The sequence below is a fragment of the Amycolatopsis lexingtonensis genome (assembly GCF_014873755.1).
Lineage (GTDB): Bacteria > Actinomycetota > Actinomycetes > Mycobacteriales > Pseudonocardiaceae > Amycolatopsis > Amycolatopsis lexingtonensis.
The window spans coordinates 781,804-797,211 of the sequence record NZ_JADBEG010000001.1 but is presented as its reverse complement, the minus strand read 5'-3'; the positions used below and the strand labels follow the sequence as shown (position 1 = coordinate 797,211).

The 15,408-nt window shown below is 74.0% G+C and carries 16 protein-coding genes; 4 read left to right on the top strand and 12 right to left on the bottom strand.

What is annotated here, in order from left to right; translation table 11 throughout:
* Positions 1–94: 94 nt before the first annotated feature.
* Together H4696_RS03725 and H4696_RS03720 are read left to right on the top strand one after the other, a co-directional pair.
* Complete coding sequence (locus H4696_RS03725; protein WP_086861884.1) at positions 95–832, top strand: GAF and ANTAR domain-containing protein; 738 nt, start codon at positions 95–97, stop codon at positions 830–832.
* 6 nt (positions 833–838) lie between these two features.
* Positions 839–2,239 carry a PP2C family protein-serine/threonine phosphatase gene (locus tag H4696_RS03720; RefSeq protein ID WP_192782048.1) on the top strand — a complete coding sequence of 467 codons (1,401 nt, stop codon included), beginning with the start codon at positions 839–841 and terminating at the stop codon, positions 2,237–2,239.
* Positions 2,240–2,266: 27 nt separating this feature from the next.
* Here H4696_RS03720 and H4696_RS03715 read toward each other — a convergent pair whose 3' ends face one another.
* The gene (locus H4696_RS03715; protein WP_192782047.1) at positions 2,267–2,662 is read right to left on the bottom strand and encodes an STAS domain-containing protein; all 396 of its coding nucleotides are present in this window, start codon (positions 2,660–2,662) and stop codon (positions 2,267–2,269) included.
* 94 nt (positions 2,663–2,756) lie between these two features.
* Positions 2,757–3,524 carry an ANTAR domain-containing protein gene (locus tag H4696_RS03710; RefSeq protein ID WP_086865706.1) on the bottom strand — a complete coding sequence of 256 codons (768 nt, stop codon included), beginning with the start codon at positions 3,522–3,524 and terminating at the stop codon, positions 2,757–2,759.
* Between the two features lie 178 nt (positions 3,525–3,702).
* Here H4696_RS03710 and H4696_RS03705 point away from each other — a divergent pair, with 178 nt between their 5' ends.
* A complete protein-coding gene (locus H4696_RS03705) occupies positions 3,703–4,545 on the top strand; it encodes a PfkB family carbohydrate kinase (protein ID WP_086865704.1) in 843 nt (280 codons plus the stop codon).
* A gap of 77 nt (positions 4,546–4,622) precedes the next feature.
* Here the strand turns inward: H4696_RS03705 and ligD are convergent, their stop codons facing one another.
* The 5 genes from ligD to H4696_RS03680 form a co-directional block, all read right to left on the bottom strand.
* Positions 4,623–6,197: a non-homologous end-joining DNA ligase gene (ligD, locus tag H4696_RS03700; protein WP_192782046.1), complete on the bottom strand. Its 1,575-nt coding sequence runs from the start codon at positions 6,195–6,197 to the stop codon at positions 4,623–4,625.
* 29 nt (positions 6,198–6,226) lie between these two features.
* Positions 6,227–6,778 carry a hemerythrin domain-containing protein gene (locus tag H4696_RS03695; RefSeq protein ID WP_086865050.1) on the bottom strand — a complete coding sequence of 184 codons (552 nt, stop codon included), beginning with the start codon at positions 6,776–6,778 and terminating at the stop codon, positions 6,227–6,229.
* 50 nt (positions 6,779–6,828) lie between these two features.
* Positions 6,829–7,014: a hypothetical protein gene (locus tag H4696_RS03690; protein ID WP_086865051.1), complete on the bottom strand. Its 186-nt coding sequence runs from the start codon at positions 7,012–7,014 to the stop codon at positions 6,829–6,831.
* The gene (locus H4696_RS03685; protein WP_086865052.1) at positions 7,014–7,202 is read right to left on the bottom strand and encodes a hypothetical protein; all 189 of its coding nucleotides are present in this window, start codon (positions 7,200–7,202) and stop codon (positions 7,014–7,016) included. Before H4696_RS03685 ends, H4696_RS03690 begins: the two co-directional genes overlap by 1 nt.
* Positions 7,203–7,303: 101 nt before the next feature.
* Positions 7,304–8,863: a glycoside hydrolase family 13 protein gene (locus tag H4696_RS03680; protein ID WP_086865053.1), complete on the bottom strand. Its 1,560-nt coding sequence runs from the start codon at positions 8,861–8,863 to the stop codon at positions 7,304–7,306.
* Positions 8,864–8,903: 40 nt separating this feature from the next.
* Here H4696_RS03680 and H4696_RS03675 point away from each other — a divergent pair, with 40 nt between their 5' ends.
* Positions 8,904–9,695, top strand: coding sequence for a class I SAM-dependent methyltransferase (locus H4696_RS03675; protein WP_249027259.1), 792 nt, complete (start codon positions 8,904–8,906; stop codon positions 9,693–9,695).
* Here the strand turns inward: H4696_RS03675 and H4696_RS03670 are convergent.
* Genes H4696_RS03670 through H4696_RS03650 form a run of 5 tightly spaced genes read right to left on the bottom strand, consistent with a single transcriptional unit; the run spans position 9,679 to position 15,400 of the window.
* On the bottom strand, positions 9,679–10,053 hold the full coding sequence (locus H4696_RS03670; RefSeq protein WP_086865055.1) for a hypothetical protein: 375 nt from the start codon (positions 10,051–10,053) through the stop codon (positions 9,679–9,681). The two genes, H4696_RS03675 and H4696_RS03670, sit on opposite strands and share 17 nt — an antisense overlap.
* An 8-nt stretch (positions 10,054–10,061) precedes the next feature.
* Positions 10,062–13,190: a WXG100 family type VII secretion target gene (locus H4696_RS03665; RefSeq protein ID WP_192782045.1), complete on the bottom strand. Its 3,129-nt coding sequence runs from the start codon at positions 13,188–13,190 to the stop codon at positions 10,062–10,064.
* A complete protein-coding gene (locus tag H4696_RS03660) occupies positions 13,190–13,507 on the bottom strand; it encodes a hypothetical protein (RefSeq protein ID WP_086861846.1) in 318 nt (105 codons plus the stop codon). The genes H4696_RS03665 and H4696_RS03660 overlap by 1 nt, the downstream gene beginning before the upstream one ends.
* The gene (locus H4696_RS03655) at positions 13,504–13,767 is read right to left on the bottom strand and encodes an acyl carrier protein (protein WP_191984048.1); all 264 of its coding nucleotides are present in this window, start codon (positions 13,765–13,767) and stop codon (positions 13,504–13,506) included. The genes H4696_RS03660 and H4696_RS03655 overlap by 4 nt, the downstream gene beginning before the upstream one ends.
* Positions 13,760–15,400 carry a fatty acyl-AMP ligase gene (locus H4696_RS03650; protein ID WP_086861844.1) on the bottom strand — a complete coding sequence of 547 codons (1,641 nt, stop codon included), beginning with the start codon at positions 15,398–15,400 and terminating at the stop codon, positions 13,760–13,762. The genes H4696_RS03655 and H4696_RS03650 overlap by 8 nt, the downstream gene beginning before the upstream one ends.
* Positions 15,401–15,408 lie beyond the last annotated feature (8 nt).

Here is a 15,408-nt window from a genome sequence, read left to right as displayed (position 1 = left end):
CTCCCGGTCGGGCGCGGAAAAACCGGGTACCCGTTTCACCCCGGACCATGTCCCGGCACGTTTGCCGACGCCCGCGGATTGGTAACCCGGCGGCATGTCGCTGGGTGAGGCCTCTTCCGGCGAGCTGCCGCTGGACGGCGAGCTCGCCGTGGTCGCCGCGCGGATGTCGGGGCTGCTGCTTTCGCGCGAGACGGTGGATTCGGTGCTGGAGCTGATCGTTTCGCTGGCGGGGTCGACGATCCGCGCCGCCGCGGGGGCCGGGGTGACGCTCGTCGACGGCGCCGGCGGCCTCACCACGACCAGTGCGTCGGCACCGCTCGTGAGCGCCGCGGACACCCTGCAGTACGACCTGGGCGAAGGGCCGTGCCTCGCCGCGCTGCGCGAGTGCGCGCCGATCCGGATCGGCGACGTCACCACCGAACGGCGCTGGCCGCGGTGGTGCGCCGCGGCGGCCGGCTCCGGGCTGCGCTCGGTGCTCTCGGCCCCGATGAGCACGGAAGACGGCTGCCACGGCGCCATCAAGGTCTACGCGACGACGCCCGGCGCGTTCGGGCCGGTCGACGAACGGGCGCTGGTGACCTTCGCCGAGCGCGCCGCCGTGCTGGTCGCGAACGCACGGGCCTACGCGCGGGCCGCCCGGTACAGCGACCGGTTCAAGGACACCCTCCGCGACCGCGACCGGATCACCATGGCGAAGGGCTTCCTGATGGGCCGCGACGGTCTCGACGAGGACACCGCCTTCGGCCGCCTGCTGGCGCTGGCGCGCGCCCGCGGCCGCACCCCGGCCGAGACCGCCGCGGAGCTCGTCGCTCCGGCCTCCCGGGAGGGGTGACCACGCATGCGCTTCCTGCCCGAAGAGGAGCAGCGGCGCCGGCTCGCGGCTTGCTTCCCCCGGAGCGAGCTGACGCTGGAACAGCTGTGGGTGCGGTACTTCGCGCTCGGCGGCAGCCTCAGCCTGCTGGAGCTGGACGCCTACCTGAACGGCCTGACCACGCTGCCGAGGGTGGACCGCGACATGCTCGCCCACGCCGTCAACGAGCGGCTCGACGAGCTGACCGGCCCGGCCCGCGCGCCCTACAGCCACCCCGCCCGCGACGGCAAGCCGTTGCACGGCCCGCTGCGGGCGCTGGTCGACCTGCTCGAAGGCGCGCACCGGGCCCCGCCCGAGCGGCTCCCCGCCGTCGTCGCCGAGGCGGGCCGCGCCCTCGACCTGGCGATCGACGTCTACCTGGCCGACTACGACCAGCGGACGCTCGTGCCGCTGCGCCCGGGCGCCGCCGAGTTCGACATCGAGACCACGCTGGCCGGCGAGGTGTTCCGCCACGCCGGCACCACCGTGGCGCGCGACGGACCCGCGCCGGTGCTGTGGACGATCCTGCTCGACGGCGTGGAACGCCTCGGCGTGCTGAAAATCGTCCCGGCGGACGGCGCCGACCCGGACGACGTGGTGCTGCAGGAGCAGTGCCGCTGGCTGGCCACGCTGCTCGGCCACCTCGTCACCGTGACGACCCAGTACGGCGACGGCCTCGACGCGCGACGACGGCGGCGGCAGCGCAGTTCCCCCGCCGAGCTGCTGTGGCAGAGCCTGCCGCCGCTCACCGGGGCTACGGAGAGTGTCGTGGTCGGCGCGAGCGTCCAGCCGGCGTATGACCTTTGCGGCACCGTGTTCGACTACGCACTTTCGGAGAACCGGGCGCAGCTCGCGCTGTTCGACGCGAGCCCGCGCGCTGGGGGTGCGTATACGGCCGTGGTGACTGCGCTCGCCGCTTACCGCGCCGCGCGTCACGACGGAGCCGCTCTCGCCGGGCAGTTCGCGGCGGTCGGCGCCGAGGTCGGGGCGGGGCCTGCTGTGACGGGGGTGCTTGCCGAGCTGGACGTGCGGACGGGAGTACTGCGGTGGCTGGCCGCCGGGCATCCCGCGCCGCTGCTCGTCCGGGGCGGTGAGGTTCTGCCTGCGGTGGGGTCCGCGGCGGCGGGGTTCGGGGGCGGTGGTGGGCCGGTGGTGGAAGCTCGCCTTGAGCCTGGTGATCTGGTGGCGTTGTGCTCGCGGGGGGTCGGCGATACGCGGGATGCGGCCGGGGAGCCGTTCGGCCGCGCGCGGATCGCGGCGCAGCTCGGTGCTGACCCCGGCGAGCTGCCGCCGGAGATCGCCCGCCGCCTGACCCGGGCGGTCTTGAGCCACGGCGACGAGCTGCGGCACGACGCGGGTGTGCTGGTGGCCCGCTGGGTGCCCCGCTGAAGCCTGCGGCGCCCCAGGCAGCCGTGGTCAGCCGGCCGCGCCGTGGACGCCCGTGGCCAGCAGCTCGCGCAGCGCGTCGGACAACGACGCGAACATCGGGACCCCCGCCGCCAGCCCCGTGACCCGGAACAGCCGGGCGAGCGTGCGGCTGTTCGCGACCACGCAGAACCGGCGGCCTTCGGCGTCGGCGCGCGCCGCGGCCGCGGCCAGGGCGCGGGCGCCGGCCAAGCCGACGAACGCCACGTGGGTCAGATCCGCCACCGTCGTCCCCGGTGGGGCCGAGCGCAGTTCGCGCTCGAGGATCGGCAGGGTCAGCGCGTCGATCTCGCCGGCGAAGGTCAGCACGAGGAGACCGGGGCGGTACGCCGTCCGGCGCGCCGTGAGGGGCGCGGACCGGGTCGGGACCGGTGGAGTGGGGGACACGGGTTCGGCAGGCCTTCCGCGCCGGGCGGGCCGGCGACGCGACGGGTGATCAACGACGGGGTCTTGGTACCCAAACCGCCGGCCGGGAAACGCTCTATTTCGCGGTGAACGCCGACCAGAGCCGTTCGGCCGCGCGGTGGGCCGGCTCGCCGGGGCGGATCTCGGGCGTGCCTTCGGGCTGCGACACGGCCACGCCGCCGACGTGCTCCACCAGGGCGACGGCCAGCTCGCGGACCTTGACGTTGAACTCCTGGCTCGCCCGGCGCAGCGTCTGCCAGGCCTCGTCGGGCGGGCACCGCCGGACGGCCATGATCGCGCCCTTCGCCTGCTCGATGGCGGCGCGGGAAGCCAGCAGTTCCAGCATCTGGTCGGGATCCCCCGCGGTGGCGGTCTCGGCCACCACCAGGGTCAGCTCGGTGAGCTTCTCGTACCGCCGCAGGATCGCGAGCGGACCGGGGCCGGGCGGCCGGTCGAGCGACGCCGACAGCACGAACATCCCGCTGTCGTCCCAGTACCCCGGGAGCGCGACCGCGCCGCGGACCGCGTCGTAGCGGACGTCCGCGAACACGGCGTCCCGGGTCAGCTCCGGCCAGCGTGGGTCGCCGAAGAGGTCGTCCGTCGTGACCGGCTCGCCGGTGGCGGCCGCGACGGCGACCGGGCCGCCGTGCGCCAGGTGCGCGGGCACGAGGTGCTCGGCGACGCCCGCGGCGGCCAGCACCCGCGGCGGGCGGTCGCCCTGGCTGACGGTCAGCGCCGCGCCGAGGCACCCCGGCACCTCGACGGCGATCCGTTCGAGCAGCGCCTGCAGCAGCTCGGTCAGCGGCTTCCACCGGTCGGCCGCGTTCGCCAGCGTTTCGGTCACCGACACCTCCACCCGTGTTCCGCTTCTTGATTTACCGCAAGACGTCCTCGTCCACATCCATCGGCCGGACGCACCGGGGCGCCGCACAACCCGAACGAGCGGTTTTCCGGCCCCTCGCGGGCGGGTATCCCGGCGGTGGACCCGAGGAGGGCACCATGACCGACCGGCGGTACCGGTGATGTTCAGCGAGGTCGTGGTCGTCGGGCAGATCGCCCGCGACCGCCAGGATCTGCTCGGGGGGAAGGGCGCCAACCAGGCCCTCGCCCTGAGCCAGCTCGGGACGTCGGTGGCGCTGGTCGGCGTCGTCGGCCGCGACCGCGCGGGCGATTCGCTGCTCGCCCAGGCCAGAGCCGGCCGGATCGGCACGTCGCACGTCGTCCGCCGCGCGAGCGCCGAGACCGCGCGGCTCGGGGACGAGCCGGACGCGACGCTGCTCACCGAGACCGACGTCTTCGCGGCGTCGGCGCCGATCTCGGCCGCCGGGTCCCTCATCGTGCAGCTGCGGCAGCCCGCCGCCGTCGCGTTACTGGCGGCGCGGCTGGCGCACACCGCGGGCACCCGCGTGGTGCTGGACGGCGCACCGCGGGACGACGAACTCACCCCGGACCTGCTCGCCCTCGCCGACGTCGTGTGCGCGGACGGCCCGGACGCCGAATTGCTCACCGGGCAGCCGGTGCCCGACGTCGCCGCGGCCGCCCGGGCCGCCGCCGAGCTCCGGCGGCGCGGGCCGTCGCTGGTCGTGCTGGAAGTGGGCGCGGAAGGAAACCTCTTCGCCGGGCCGGAGGGCACCTGGTTCGTGCCGCACGTCGAGACCGACGTCGTCGACCCGGCCGGCGCCGGGGACGCGCTGGTTGCGGCCCTGACCGCCGCGCTCACCCGCCGCCACCCGCTGGAGACGGCGGCGAGCCTGGCCGTCGCGGCGGCCGCGGCGACGACCGAGCACGCGGGCGGGCGCCCCCGCCTGTCCCGCCCCGACCTCGAGCGGCTGCAACCCCGGCGGCTGGAGACGGTCCACGCCTGACCCGCGCGGCCGGCAAAGGTCTTGAATGAGTCATTCAGGTCACCGGAGGTCCTGAATGACTCATTCAAGACGCGCGGCTACAGACCGGGCAAGCGCTGTTCGAGACCCAGCAGCGCCGCGAAGGGGTCACCGCGCTCGGCCAGCCGGTCCGGGACGTCCCGGACCGTCCACCGGTCCGGGGCCAGCTCCGGGTCGTCCAGCTCGTCCCACTCCAGCGGCACCGAAACCGGCGCGCCGGGCCGCGGCCGCACGCTGTAGGGCGCGACCAGCGTCTTGTTCAGCACGTTCTGCGTGTAGTCGAGCCGCGCCCGCCCGCGGCGCTTGTCCTTCGTCCACGCCCAGCTGAGCAGGTCCGGGAGCACCCGCCCGATCGTCTTCGACACGGTTTCGGCCCACGCGCGGGTCTGCTCGTACGTGCAGTGCGCCGCGATCGGCACCCACACCTGGATCCCGCGCTGCCCGGTCACCTTCGGCCGCCCGGTCAGGCCGAAGTGCTCGAGCGCGGTGCGGTGCAGCCGCGCCAGCTCCACGACCTCGGCGAACGTCGTCTCCGGGCCGGGGTCGATGTCGAACAGCACCCACGTCGGGTGGTCGACGTCCGCCGCGCGGGACGTCCAGGCGTGCAGCTCCAGGGCACCGTAGTTCGCCAGCCACGCCAGGGTCGCGACGCTGTCCGCCACGACGTACCGCCGGCTCTCCCCCGGCTCGGCGCGCTCGTTGTGCCAGGTCGTCAGCCATTCGGGCGCGTGCCGCGGGACTTCCTTCTGCCAGAAGCCGGGTTCGGTCACGCCCTGCGGGAAGCGCTGGGTGTTGAGCGGGCGGCCCGCCAGGTACGGCAGCATCACCGGCCCGACGGTGGCGTAGTAGCGGATGAGGTCCCGCTTCGTCACCGGCTCGCCCTCCGCCGCCGGGAAGAGGACCTTGTCCAGGTTCGTCAGGGCGAGCTCCCGGCCCGCGACCGACCACTTGCCCTTCGCGCCGAGCGCGTCGAGGGCGGCCAGTTCGGCGTCGGTCGCGGCCGGGAAGCCCACCGCCTCCTCCGCCTCGCCGGCCGGCCGGTCGCCGTGCCACAACGCGTCGGGCGCGGCCGCCACCTCGTCGTTGGTGCGGCCGCTCTTCACCGACCGCGGGTGGTCTTCGGCGTCCCAGCCGGCTTGGGCGTGTTCATCCTGCTTGTGCAGCAGGAACCACTGGTCCTTCTCCCCGCGGTTCGTGCGGACCAGGACGAACCGGCCGGCCAGCTTCTCGCCGTCCAGGTCGAAGTGCAGGGTGCCGTCCTCGATCGCCTTCGCCGGGTCGGCGTCGACCGGCCGCCACTCGCCGCGGTCCCAGACGATGACGTCCCCGCCGCCGTATTCGCCGTGCGGGATCACGCCTTCGAAGTCGGCGTACTCGACCGGGTGGTCTTCGACGTGCACGGCCAGCCGGCGGGCCTTCGGGTCCAGGGTCGGCCCCTTCGGCACCGCCCAGCTGACCAGGACGCCGCCGAGCTCGAGCCGGAAGTCGTAGTGCAGCCGGCGCGCGCGGTGGCGCTGCACGACGAACCGGTGCCCGTCCGGCGCGGCCGCAGCCCCGCCGGACGGCTCCGCGGTGCGCCCGAAGTCGCGCATCTCCTGGTAACGCCGCAGTTTGCGGCCCGGGGCGGCTGCCATGGAGACGGGGTACCCAGTCGCTCCCGGTGTCAGCCCAGCGCGCCGCGGATGAGGTCGCGCACCCGGTCCGCGATCGCCGCCGGCGGGCCGAGCAGCAGGTTTGCCTTGGCGCTCTCGACGCCGGGGTGCGGCCGCGTCGGCGCCACCGCTTCGGCCACCTTGGCCGTCGCCGCCATCGCGCGCAGCCGTTCCGGCGGCCGGTGGGCGCGCAGCAGCGGGAACTCCTCCCGCTCCTCGTGCTCGGCGTGCGCGAGCACGTCGTCGCGCAGCTGCACGAGCAGCGTGTCGAAGCCGTCGGCCTCGGGCCCCATCTTCTGCAGCGTCGTCAGCAGCTCCTTGGCCCGGTGCTCCTCCCCGAGCCGCGCCTCGACGACCGGCACCGCCGCCGGCTCGAGGTCGCGGATTTCGGGGTGCACCACCAGTTCCTCGGCGGTTTCGTGCACCGCGAGCAACCGCACGAGGTCGTGGAACAGGTCCTGGCGCAAGTCGCCTTCGGCTGTTTCGAGCCCGGCGAACAGCTCGCGGATCTCCCGGTGCTGGCGCTGCAGCAGCTCGATGACGTCTTCTTCGTGGTCCGGCACGGAAAGCCTCCCTCATTCGGTTGCGGCAGGCTTTCCCCGTAACCGGCGGGTTACTCGCGCCGGCCCGCGACCGTGAGCCACACCGCACCGGCGGCGGCCAGCGCGAGCCCTGCCACCGTCCACCACGACCACCAGCCGAAGAACGCGACGACCAGCCCGACGGCGAGCAGCACTCCCCCGCCGACCGAAGCCGTCTCGCCGTTCCCGGCCTTCGAAAACCCTCCGGCGACGGCCATCAGCCCACCTGCCCGTCGACCGCGGCCACGACGAGCGCCGCGCAGCGCGTCAGCGGCAGGCCCCGCTCCCGCGCCATCGACACCAGGGCCGCGTGCGCGGCCGTCCGGTTCAACCCTTGGGCCGCAAGGACTTCCAGCGCCAGGCCGACGACGTCGGTGGCGGGCGGGGCGACGGTGCGCACGGGCATCGGAGGACCTCCGGCTCGGTCGGGGTACGGCGGACGCGACCGGTTACCCCGCCGCGCCCGCGTTCACACCGCTCCAGCCCACTCTTCCGGGTGGTGCCCGGTCAACTCCCGGCGAGCCACACCGCGCCGTCCGGCGGCACGCGGCCGTCGTCGAGCGGACCGCTCGCGAGCAGCACCCGCGCGCCGTCCGGCAGCGCGTACGGCTCGGCGGACAGGTTCACCACGCACCCGAACCCCGGCTCGCGCGTGAAGGACAGCACGCCGTCCGGGGCGGGCAGCCACGTCAGCGTCCCGTCGCCCAGCGCGGGGTGTTCCCGGCGCTGGGCGAGAGCCGCGCGGTACAGGCGGAGCATCGAATCCGGGTCCGCCGCCTGCGCCTCGGCGGTCAGCTTCCCCCAGTGGGCGGGCTGCGGCAGCCACGTCGGCGCGTCGCCGCCGGTGAAGCCGAACGGCGGCGCCGAGCCCGACCACGGCAGCGGCACGCGGCAGCCGTCGCGGCCGCGGCGGGTGTGGCCGGAACGTTCCCACGTCGGGTCGGCGAGCACCTCCTCGGGCAGGTCCTCGACCTCCTCCAGCCCCAGCTCCTCACCCTGGTACAGGTAGGCGCCGCCGGGCAGGGCGAGCATGAGCAGCGCCGCGGCCCGGGCCCGGCGCAGGTCGCCGAAGCGCGTCACGTGCCGGACGACGTCGTGGTTGGACAGCACCCAGGTCGCGGGCGCGCCGACCGCGCCGAGGGCTTCGAGCGTCCGGTCGATCACCTCGCGCAGCGCGGCGGCGTCCCAGTCGCAGCGCAGGAAGTCGAAGTTGAACGCGGTGTGCAGCTCGTCGGGGCGGACGTACCGGGCGAGGCGGTCCGGCCGGTCGACCCACGCCTCGGCGACGAACACCCGGTCCGGGCCGAACTCGCCGGCGACCTTCCGCCACGCGCGGTAGATGTCGTGCACGCCGTCGAGGTCCCAGTGCGGGTGCCGGCTGCGGTCCGGCGGCTGCGCGATCTCCTCCTCGTCGGCGCCGAGGTCGGGGAACGCCGGGTCCTTGAGCAGGCCGTGGGCGACGTCGATGCGGACGCCGTCGACCCCGCGGGCGAACCAGAACCGCAGCAGGTCTTCGAATTCGGCGCGGACCTCGGGGTGGTCCCAGTTCAGGTCGGGCTGCTCCGGCGCGAACAGGTGCAGGTACCACTCGCCGTCGGCCACGCGGGTCCAGGCGGGCCCGCCGAAGACGCTGCGCCAGTCGGTCGGCGGCAGCTCGCCGCCGGGGCCGCGGCCCGGCCGGAAGTGGTAGCGCGCGCGTTCGGGGGCGCCGGGACCGGCGGCCAGCGCGGCCCGGAACCAGCGGTGGCGGTCGGAGGTGTGGTTCGGCACGACGTCGATCAGCACCCGCAGCCCGAGCCGGTGCGCTTCGGCGACCAGTTCCGGCACGTCGTAGTCGCTGCCGAACAACGGGTCGGCTTCGCGGTGGTCTTCGACGTCGTACCCGCCGTCGACCATCGGCGAGCGGTACCACGGCGTGGTCCACACGGCGTCGATCCCGAGTTCGGCCAGGTACCCCAGCCGGGAGCGCAGCCCGGCGAGATCGCCGGTGCCGTCGCCGTTCGAGTCGGCGAAGCTGCGTACGTAGACTTCGTAAACCACGGCGTCCCGCCACCAATTCGCGTCCATGACACCGAGTATCCGGGACCGGCCGGCCTACGCTCGGCGCGTGACCTGGGAGTGGGACGAGACGCTGTACGCCGGCAGCGCCGCGCACTACGTCCGCGGCCGGCTCCCGTACCCGGCGGCGCTCGGCGCGGCGTTCGCCGCCGAGCTGGGGCTGGACGGCACCGGGCGGCTGCTCGACGTCGGCTGCGGACCGGGCTCGCTGACGCTGGTGCTGGCGCCGTACTTCGCCGAAGCGGTCGGGCTCGACGCGGACGCGGACATGCTCCGCGAGGCCGCCCGGCTCGGCTCCGGGAGCTGCCGGTGGGTGCACCGGCGGGCCGAAGCGCTGCCGGCCGGGCTCGGGGAGTTCCGGCTGGTGACGTTCGCGCAGTCGTTCCACTGGCTGGACCGGCCGCGGGTGGCCGCGGCGGCGCGCGGGATGCTGGCGCCGGGCGGCGTCCTCGCCCACGTCCACGCGACGACGCACGAAGGCGCCGAAGGAACCGTCCCGCGGGCGGCGATCACCGAGCTGGTGCGAAAGTACCTCGGCCCGGTGCGGCGGGCCGGCCGGGGCGCCCTGCCCGGTGGCACCGCCGGCGGTGAAGCGGACATCTACCGCGCCGCGGGGTTCACCGGGCCGAGGCGATTCGAGGTCCCCGGGCAAGCGGTCACCCGCACCGCGGACGAGGTCGTCGACAGCGTCTTCTCGTTGTCCAGCGCGGCACCCCACCTGTTCGGCGACCGGCTGCCGGAGTTCGAAGCGGAACTCCGGCAGCTGCTGCGCGGGACCTACACCGAACGGTTCGGCGAGATCGCCGTCGACGTCTGGACGCCGGTCACCAGGGGTTGTTGAAGTCCTCTTCCTCCTCGACGGCGGCCCGGGGACGGCGGGCGTGCCGAGGCTCGTCCCGGACCGGCCGCGGGACCGGGGCCGACGGCGCGAACCCGCCGGGGCCGGGATACTCCTCCGCGTCGAAGGCGGAGGCCGGCTCGGCGTGCGAGCGGTCGGTGCTCCAGCCGGACTTCGTCTTGCGCTGCGCGACCTCGCGGATGTGCTGCACGTACCGCTCGGCCGCCTGGACCTGCTTGGTCATGTACTCCTGCGAGCGGGCCTTGATCTCCTCGCCCTGCTGTTCGCGCAAGGCACGTCGATCGGCCTGCTCGCGGACGAGGCCGTCCAGCTCCGCCTTCATCCCGTCGATGTCGCTCATGCCTCTCCTCACCAGGTCCGGCGGGCGGACGGCGGGTCTTCGTCGTCGTTGAGCGAGCCGATGATCCGGCGCCCGGGCTCGCCGAGGTTGTCGAAGACCGCGCCTTCGATCCGGTAGGCGGGCGACTTGCGTTCGGTGTCCCCGCCGCCGGCGCCGTGGCCGCCCATCGCGCCCATGCCCGGCATCCCGGCCATCGACGAACCGGCGGCCCCGCTCGCCCCGGCGGCCGCGGGTGCGAACGCCCCCGCGGGCTGCGGCTGCGCGGCCCCGGCGCCGGTGTGCGCGCCGCCGGACACCGGCGAGTCGCCGAGTCCCGCGCCGCCCGCCTCGAAGCCCGCGCCGGTTACGTGGGCACCGCCGCCGATCCCGCCACCGTGCGCACCGCCGCCCCCGCCCCCGTGTGCACCGGCGCCGTCGCCGCCGTGGGGCTTGAGGTCGTCGCCGCCGTGGGGCTTGAGGTCGTCGAGGGTGCCGCGGTGGGTGGGCAGGTCGTCGTCGAGCTTCTTCGACGGTGTGTCGCCGAGCGCGTCCGAGGGCTTGCCGTCCTCGCCGAGGGTGTAGGTCGTCGGCTTCCCGGTGCCGTCGTCGACGGTGACGACCGTCGGGCCGTCCGCGCCATCGGGCCGCTCGGCGGTGATCTTCAGGTCGCCGTCCTGGATGTGGATCTTGCCGTCCGGGCCCGGGCGGTAGCAGTCGTCGTCCGTCCCTTGTGGACCGTCGGCGGACTTGCCGTCGCCCGACCAGTCGAGCTTGAAGTCCTTCGGGTCGCCGGGCCCGTCGCCGACCTTGATGTCCATCTTGCCGTCGTGGTCCGGCTCGGTCATCTCGAAGGTCTTGTCGCCCTGCTTGACCTTGAGAACGTCGGGGTCGTCGTCGCCCTTGGCGTCCGGCTTGCCGTCGCCGTCGGTGTCCTTGCCGTCGCCGAGGAGACTGTCGGGCTTGCCGTCGCCGTCGGTGTCGAGGCCGGTGCCGCCCGGCTCGGTCTTGATCGGGTCGCCGTCGAGGCCCTTGAGCGCGTCGGCCGCCTTGTTCTTGGCGTCTTCCGCCGCCTGCTCGGCCGCGGCCTTGCCGTCGTCACCCGAGCCCGAGCCCGAGTCGCCGCCGCCCGAACCGGAACCGCCGCCGAGGCCACCGGCGCCGTCGTCGGTCTGGATGCCGGGACCGCTGAACTCCTTCAACGCGTCCGCGGCCTTCTGCTTGGCCGCTTCGGCGGCCGCGGCCGCGGCGTCTTGGCCGCTCGCGGACGGGGGTGGCGTCGACGACGGCGAGGTGTCGTCGGAACCCGCGCCCGAGCCCGAACCGCCACCCGAACCCGAGCCGCCACCGAGGCTGCCCGCGCCGGCGCCGGAATCGGTCTGGATGCCGGGACCGCTGAACTCCTTCAGCGCGTCCGCGGCCTTCTGCTTGGCTTCCTCCGCCGCCTGGGCCGCCTGCTGCTTGGCCGCCTCCGCCTGGGCCGCGCCGTCGTCACCGCCGCCGCCCGAACCGGAACCGCCACCCGAACCGGAACCGCCACCGGCGGACCCCTCGGGGATCGGCGGGATCGAGCCACCGCCGCCCGCCCCGGAGCCGCTGCCCGAACCTCCGCCCGAGCCGCTGCCGGAACCGCCGTCCGCGCCGCTGGGCAGGTCGGTGCCGGAGCCACCGCCGACCCCCGCGCCCGGCGTGCCGGACCCCGAGCCGGTGTCGGGGATCGACGGCACCGGGCCACCGCCCCCGCCGCTTCCCGAACCACCGGACCCCGAACCGGAGCCACCGCCCGAACCGCCCGAGCCGGATCCGAACCCGTCACCCGAACCGCCCGAGCCGCTACCCGAACCAGACCCGCCGCCCGAGCCGGACCCGAACCCGCCGCCGGACCCACCAGAGCCGGACCCGCCGCCCGAGCCACCCTGGCCGCCGCCCGAGCCGCCGGCCGTGCCGGAGCCCCCGGATCCGCCGCTGCCCGAACCACCGGGCATCGAGACGCCCTCGAACTCGTTCTTGATCCCGCCCATGACCTTGTCGAGAGCGTCGTAGGCCTGGTCGACGAGGTCCTTCGTGTCCTTGCAGGTCTTCTCGAAGCCCTTGTACAGCCGGTCCCACATGTCGGGGTTGAACTGGTTCTGGATCCACTGCTTGGCCAGGTCCTGGCCGTGCTTCTTGATCTCGTCGCCGTCGCAGCAGCCCTGGTCGTTGAGGGTCTTGACCAGGTTGGTGCCGAAGTTGAGGTCCATCCAGCCCGCGATCTGGGCCAGGTCCTGCTCGTTGCCGTGCTCGCCGCTGGCGACCGCGACGACCTTCTGCGCCATCGTGTAGTCGGCCTTGCCGACCAGGTCGGTGTACATCCCGATGACGGCGTCGGCCTTGCCCTTGCACAGCTGGAACACCGTGGTGGCGGTGTTCTTCGTGGCCTCACTGGCGTTGCCGAGCGTCTGGGACAGCTTGGCGGCCTTGGGCTGGATCTTGTCGTTGTAGGTGTCGGACGCCGCGTCGGCGCCCGCGCCGCTCCAGGTCTGGTACAGGGTGCCCAGCTGCGAGCCGGTGTCCTGCACGGTCCGGTCGACCGTCTCCGAACCGCGCTTGAAGTGCGCGGCGTCGGCCATGAAGTCCGCGAAGCTGATGCCGCGCTGCTCGTCGAACGGCGCGCGGATGTCCTTGTCGAGGTCGAGCGCGCGGGTGTTGCCGCGGCAGTCGTCCGGGATCTTCGCCAGCAGCGAGCCGAACGTCTCGAACAGCTTCAGCGCGGGCGCGGCGGCGTCGAAGATCTCGTCGGACGTCTTCGTCCCGCTGGTGCTCCCGTCGTCACCGGTCGCGGGCGGCTGGGTGCCGTCGAGCTTCGACTTGCCCTCGTCGACGGCCTTCTTTTCCTGGTCTTCGTTGTAGGAGTTCTGGTCGCCGCTCTGCTTGGCCTTGTCTAAGGCTTCGTCGACCGACTGCCCGGCGAACAGCGGGTTGGCGTTGTACGCGTTCGCGTACTTCTCGGCTTCCTGCCGCTTCTGCTTGATGTCGTCCGGTTCCTGGTCGGCCAGGAACGGCGGCGGTGGCGGGTTTTCCCGCAGCCAGCTGCTGATCAGCGCGCTCTTCTGCGGCGCGGGGACGCTCGGGTCGTCCAGCAGCGCCTTGACGTCGGACCACTTCTTCTTCTCGTCCGCCATCAGAGACCGCTCCCGGCGTTGTTGATCGCTCCGGCCTGGTTGTCTTCGTTGGCGCCGTAGCTCGACCCGGCGGTGCCGAGGTTGGTGCCGAACGACCCCAGCGTGCTGCTGTAGCCGGAGACCGCGGCCCACAGCGCTTGCGCGCCCGCGGTGTACTTCGTCGCGTGGGTGCCGTGCGCCCGGCCGAACTTCTCCGCGGTCACCTGCGAATTCTGCAGGTCCGGGTTGTCGTCCAGCAGGTTTTCCGCCAGGTCACCGATCGTCTTCGAGGCCGTCGACAACGCCTCGGTCGTCGCGGTGTACCCCCCGCCGCTCATTTCAGCGCCTCTCCTGTAGCTCCGCCAGTTCCCAGGGCTTCCGCGAGCACGGCGGCCACCGATCCCACGTCGGTGAACCGGTCGAGCTGGTCCAGCTCGATCGTCACGCCGTAGTAGACCTCCAGCGCCGCCAGCAGCTTGATCCGGCCTTTCGAGTCGATGCCCAGCTCCTCCAAGGGGGCGTCGGGCTCGACGAGGGCCGGGTCGAGCCGGAAGGTCTCGCTGACGACCTTCGTGACCTCGGCGCGGTGATCACCCACGGTCGCCACCATAACGTGCCTTCGCGGCCGACCGGGCGACCTTCCCGCTGGAGGTGCGCGGAAGTCCACCGGAAGGGACCAGATGTACCGTGCGGAGGGTGAGGCCGTGCTCGGCGGACACCGCGCGCAGCACGGCCCGGGTCACTTCCTTGACGTCGGCCTCGGCGCCGCGGGCCCATTCGGCGACCACCACCGCGCCCTCCCCGTCGTCGTCGGTCACGCCGAACGCGGCGACGCGGTCACGCCGGACCGCCGGGTGGGCCTCCCCGGCCGCGGCCTCGATGTCCTGCGGGTGGAAGTTGCGGCCGTCGATGACGATGAGGTCCTTGAGCCGCCCGGTGACGTAGAGGTCGCCGCGGTGCACGACGCCGAGGTCGCCGGTGCGCAGCCAGCCGCCGAGCCCGTCGAGGCTGGCGCCGAACGCGGAGGCGTCGCCGCGCCCCCAGTACCCGGTCGCGACGTTCGGGCCGTGGATCCAGATCTCGCCGACGGCGCCTTCGGGCTGCTCGTGTCCGTCGTGGACGATCCGCACCCGCTGCCCGACCGGCCGCCCGACGGACACGAGTTCCTGCCCGTCGACGGTTTCGACGGCCTGCCCCTGCGCGAGGGTCTCGCGGTCGAAGACGGCACCGCGCGGCCCTTCCGGCCCGGCACTCGCGACGTACACGGTGGCTTCGGCGAGTCCGTAGGACGGCCGGTACGCCTCGCGCCGGAACCCGTGCGGGCCGAAGACCGCGAGGAAGCGCTCCACCGTGGCCGGGCGGACGGGTTCGGCGCCGTTGAGGGCGACCCGCACGTCCGAGAGGTCCAGGCCGTCCTCGGGGCCCGCGTCCGCCGCGAGGTCGTAGGCGAAGTTCGGGGCCGCGGTGAACACGGCGGGGTAGTCGGCGAGCTGCCGCAGCCACCTTCGCGGGCGGTGAACGAACTCCGCCGGGGACATGAACACCGCGCGGCCACCGGCGAACACCGGCAGGCACAGCAGCTGGATCAGGCCCATGTCGTGGAAGAACGGGATCCAGCCCGCGCAGGTCGTGCCTTCGTCGACGGCGTAAGCCTGGCTGCCCTGCCAGCAGGCGGCGACGATCGCCCGGTGCGGGATCACCGCGCCGGCCGGTTCACGTGTCGACCCCGACGTGTACTGCAGGTACGCGGGTGTCTCCGGGTCGGCGAACACCGGATCGGCGCCCGGCCCGGTCAGCTCGTCCACCACGACGACGTGGTCGTGCGCGGGCAGCCGCGCCGCCACAGCCGACGACGTCAGCCACACGCGCGCGCCGGAGTCGGCCAGGACCCCGGCGAGCCGCTCCGCCTGCGTGGCGTTCGACGGCACCATCAGCGGGACCGCGACGAGGCCGGCGGCCAGCGCGCCGAAGAACGCGAGCGGGTAGGCGAGCTCCTGGCCCGCGAGGATCGCGACCCGCTCGCCCGGCTGGGCGGCCCGCCTCAGCTCCCCCGCCACCACGCGGACCCGGGCGGCGAACTCGGCCCAGGTCAGCGTGTGCTCGGCGGCGTGGGTGTGGTCCTGGTGGGTGTAGAGCGGCCGCGGGTCGTCCGCGCGGGCGAAGAGCCGCTCCACGATCGAGACGCGCAGGACGTCCTCGGGCACGGTCACCGGCGCGGTCGGACGGGGCACGCCGCGGA

Bases quoted from the DNA above. Each gene is read 5' to 3' on its own strand.
- H4696_RS03685 (WP_086865052.1), bottom strand. From the start codon at position 7,202: ATGCCCGTGCGCACCGTCGCCCCGCCCGCCACCGACGTCGTCGGCCTG.
- H4696_RS03720 (WP_192782048.1), top strand. From the start codon at position 839: ATGCGCTTCCTGCCCGAAGAGGAGCAGCGGCGCCGGCTCGCGGCTTGC.
- H4696_RS03680 (WP_086865053.1), bottom strand. From the start codon at position 8,863: ATGGACGCGAATTGGTGGCGGGACGCCGTGGTTTACGAAGTCTACGTA.
- ligD (WP_192782046.1), bottom strand. From the start codon at position 6,197: ATGGCAGCCGCCCCGGGCCGCAAACTGCGGCGTTACCAGGAGATGCGC.
- H4696_RS03665 (WP_192782045.1), bottom strand. From the start codon at position 13,190: ATGGCGGACGAGAAGAAGAAGTGGTCCGACGTCAAGGCGCTGCTGGAC.
- H4696_RS03670 (WP_086865055.1), bottom strand. From the start codon at position 10,053: ATGAGCGACATCGACGGGATGAAGGCGGAGCTGGACGGCCTCGTCCGC.
- H4696_RS03660 (WP_086861846.1), bottom strand. From the start codon at position 13,507: ATGAGCGGCGGGGGGTACACCGCGACGACCGAGGCGTTGTCGACGGCC.
- H4696_RS03705 (WP_086865704.1), top strand. From the start codon at position 3,703: ATGTTCAGCGAGGTCGTGGTCGTCGGGCAGATCGCCCGCGACCGCCAG.
- H4696_RS03690 (WP_086865051.1), bottom strand. From the start codon at position 7,014: ATGGCCGTCGCCGGAGGGTTTTCGAAGGCCGGGAACGGCGAGACGGCT.
- H4696_RS03725 (WP_086861884.1), top strand. From the start codon at position 95: ATGTCGCTGGGTGAGGCCTCTTCCGGCGAGCTGCCGCTGGACGGCGAG.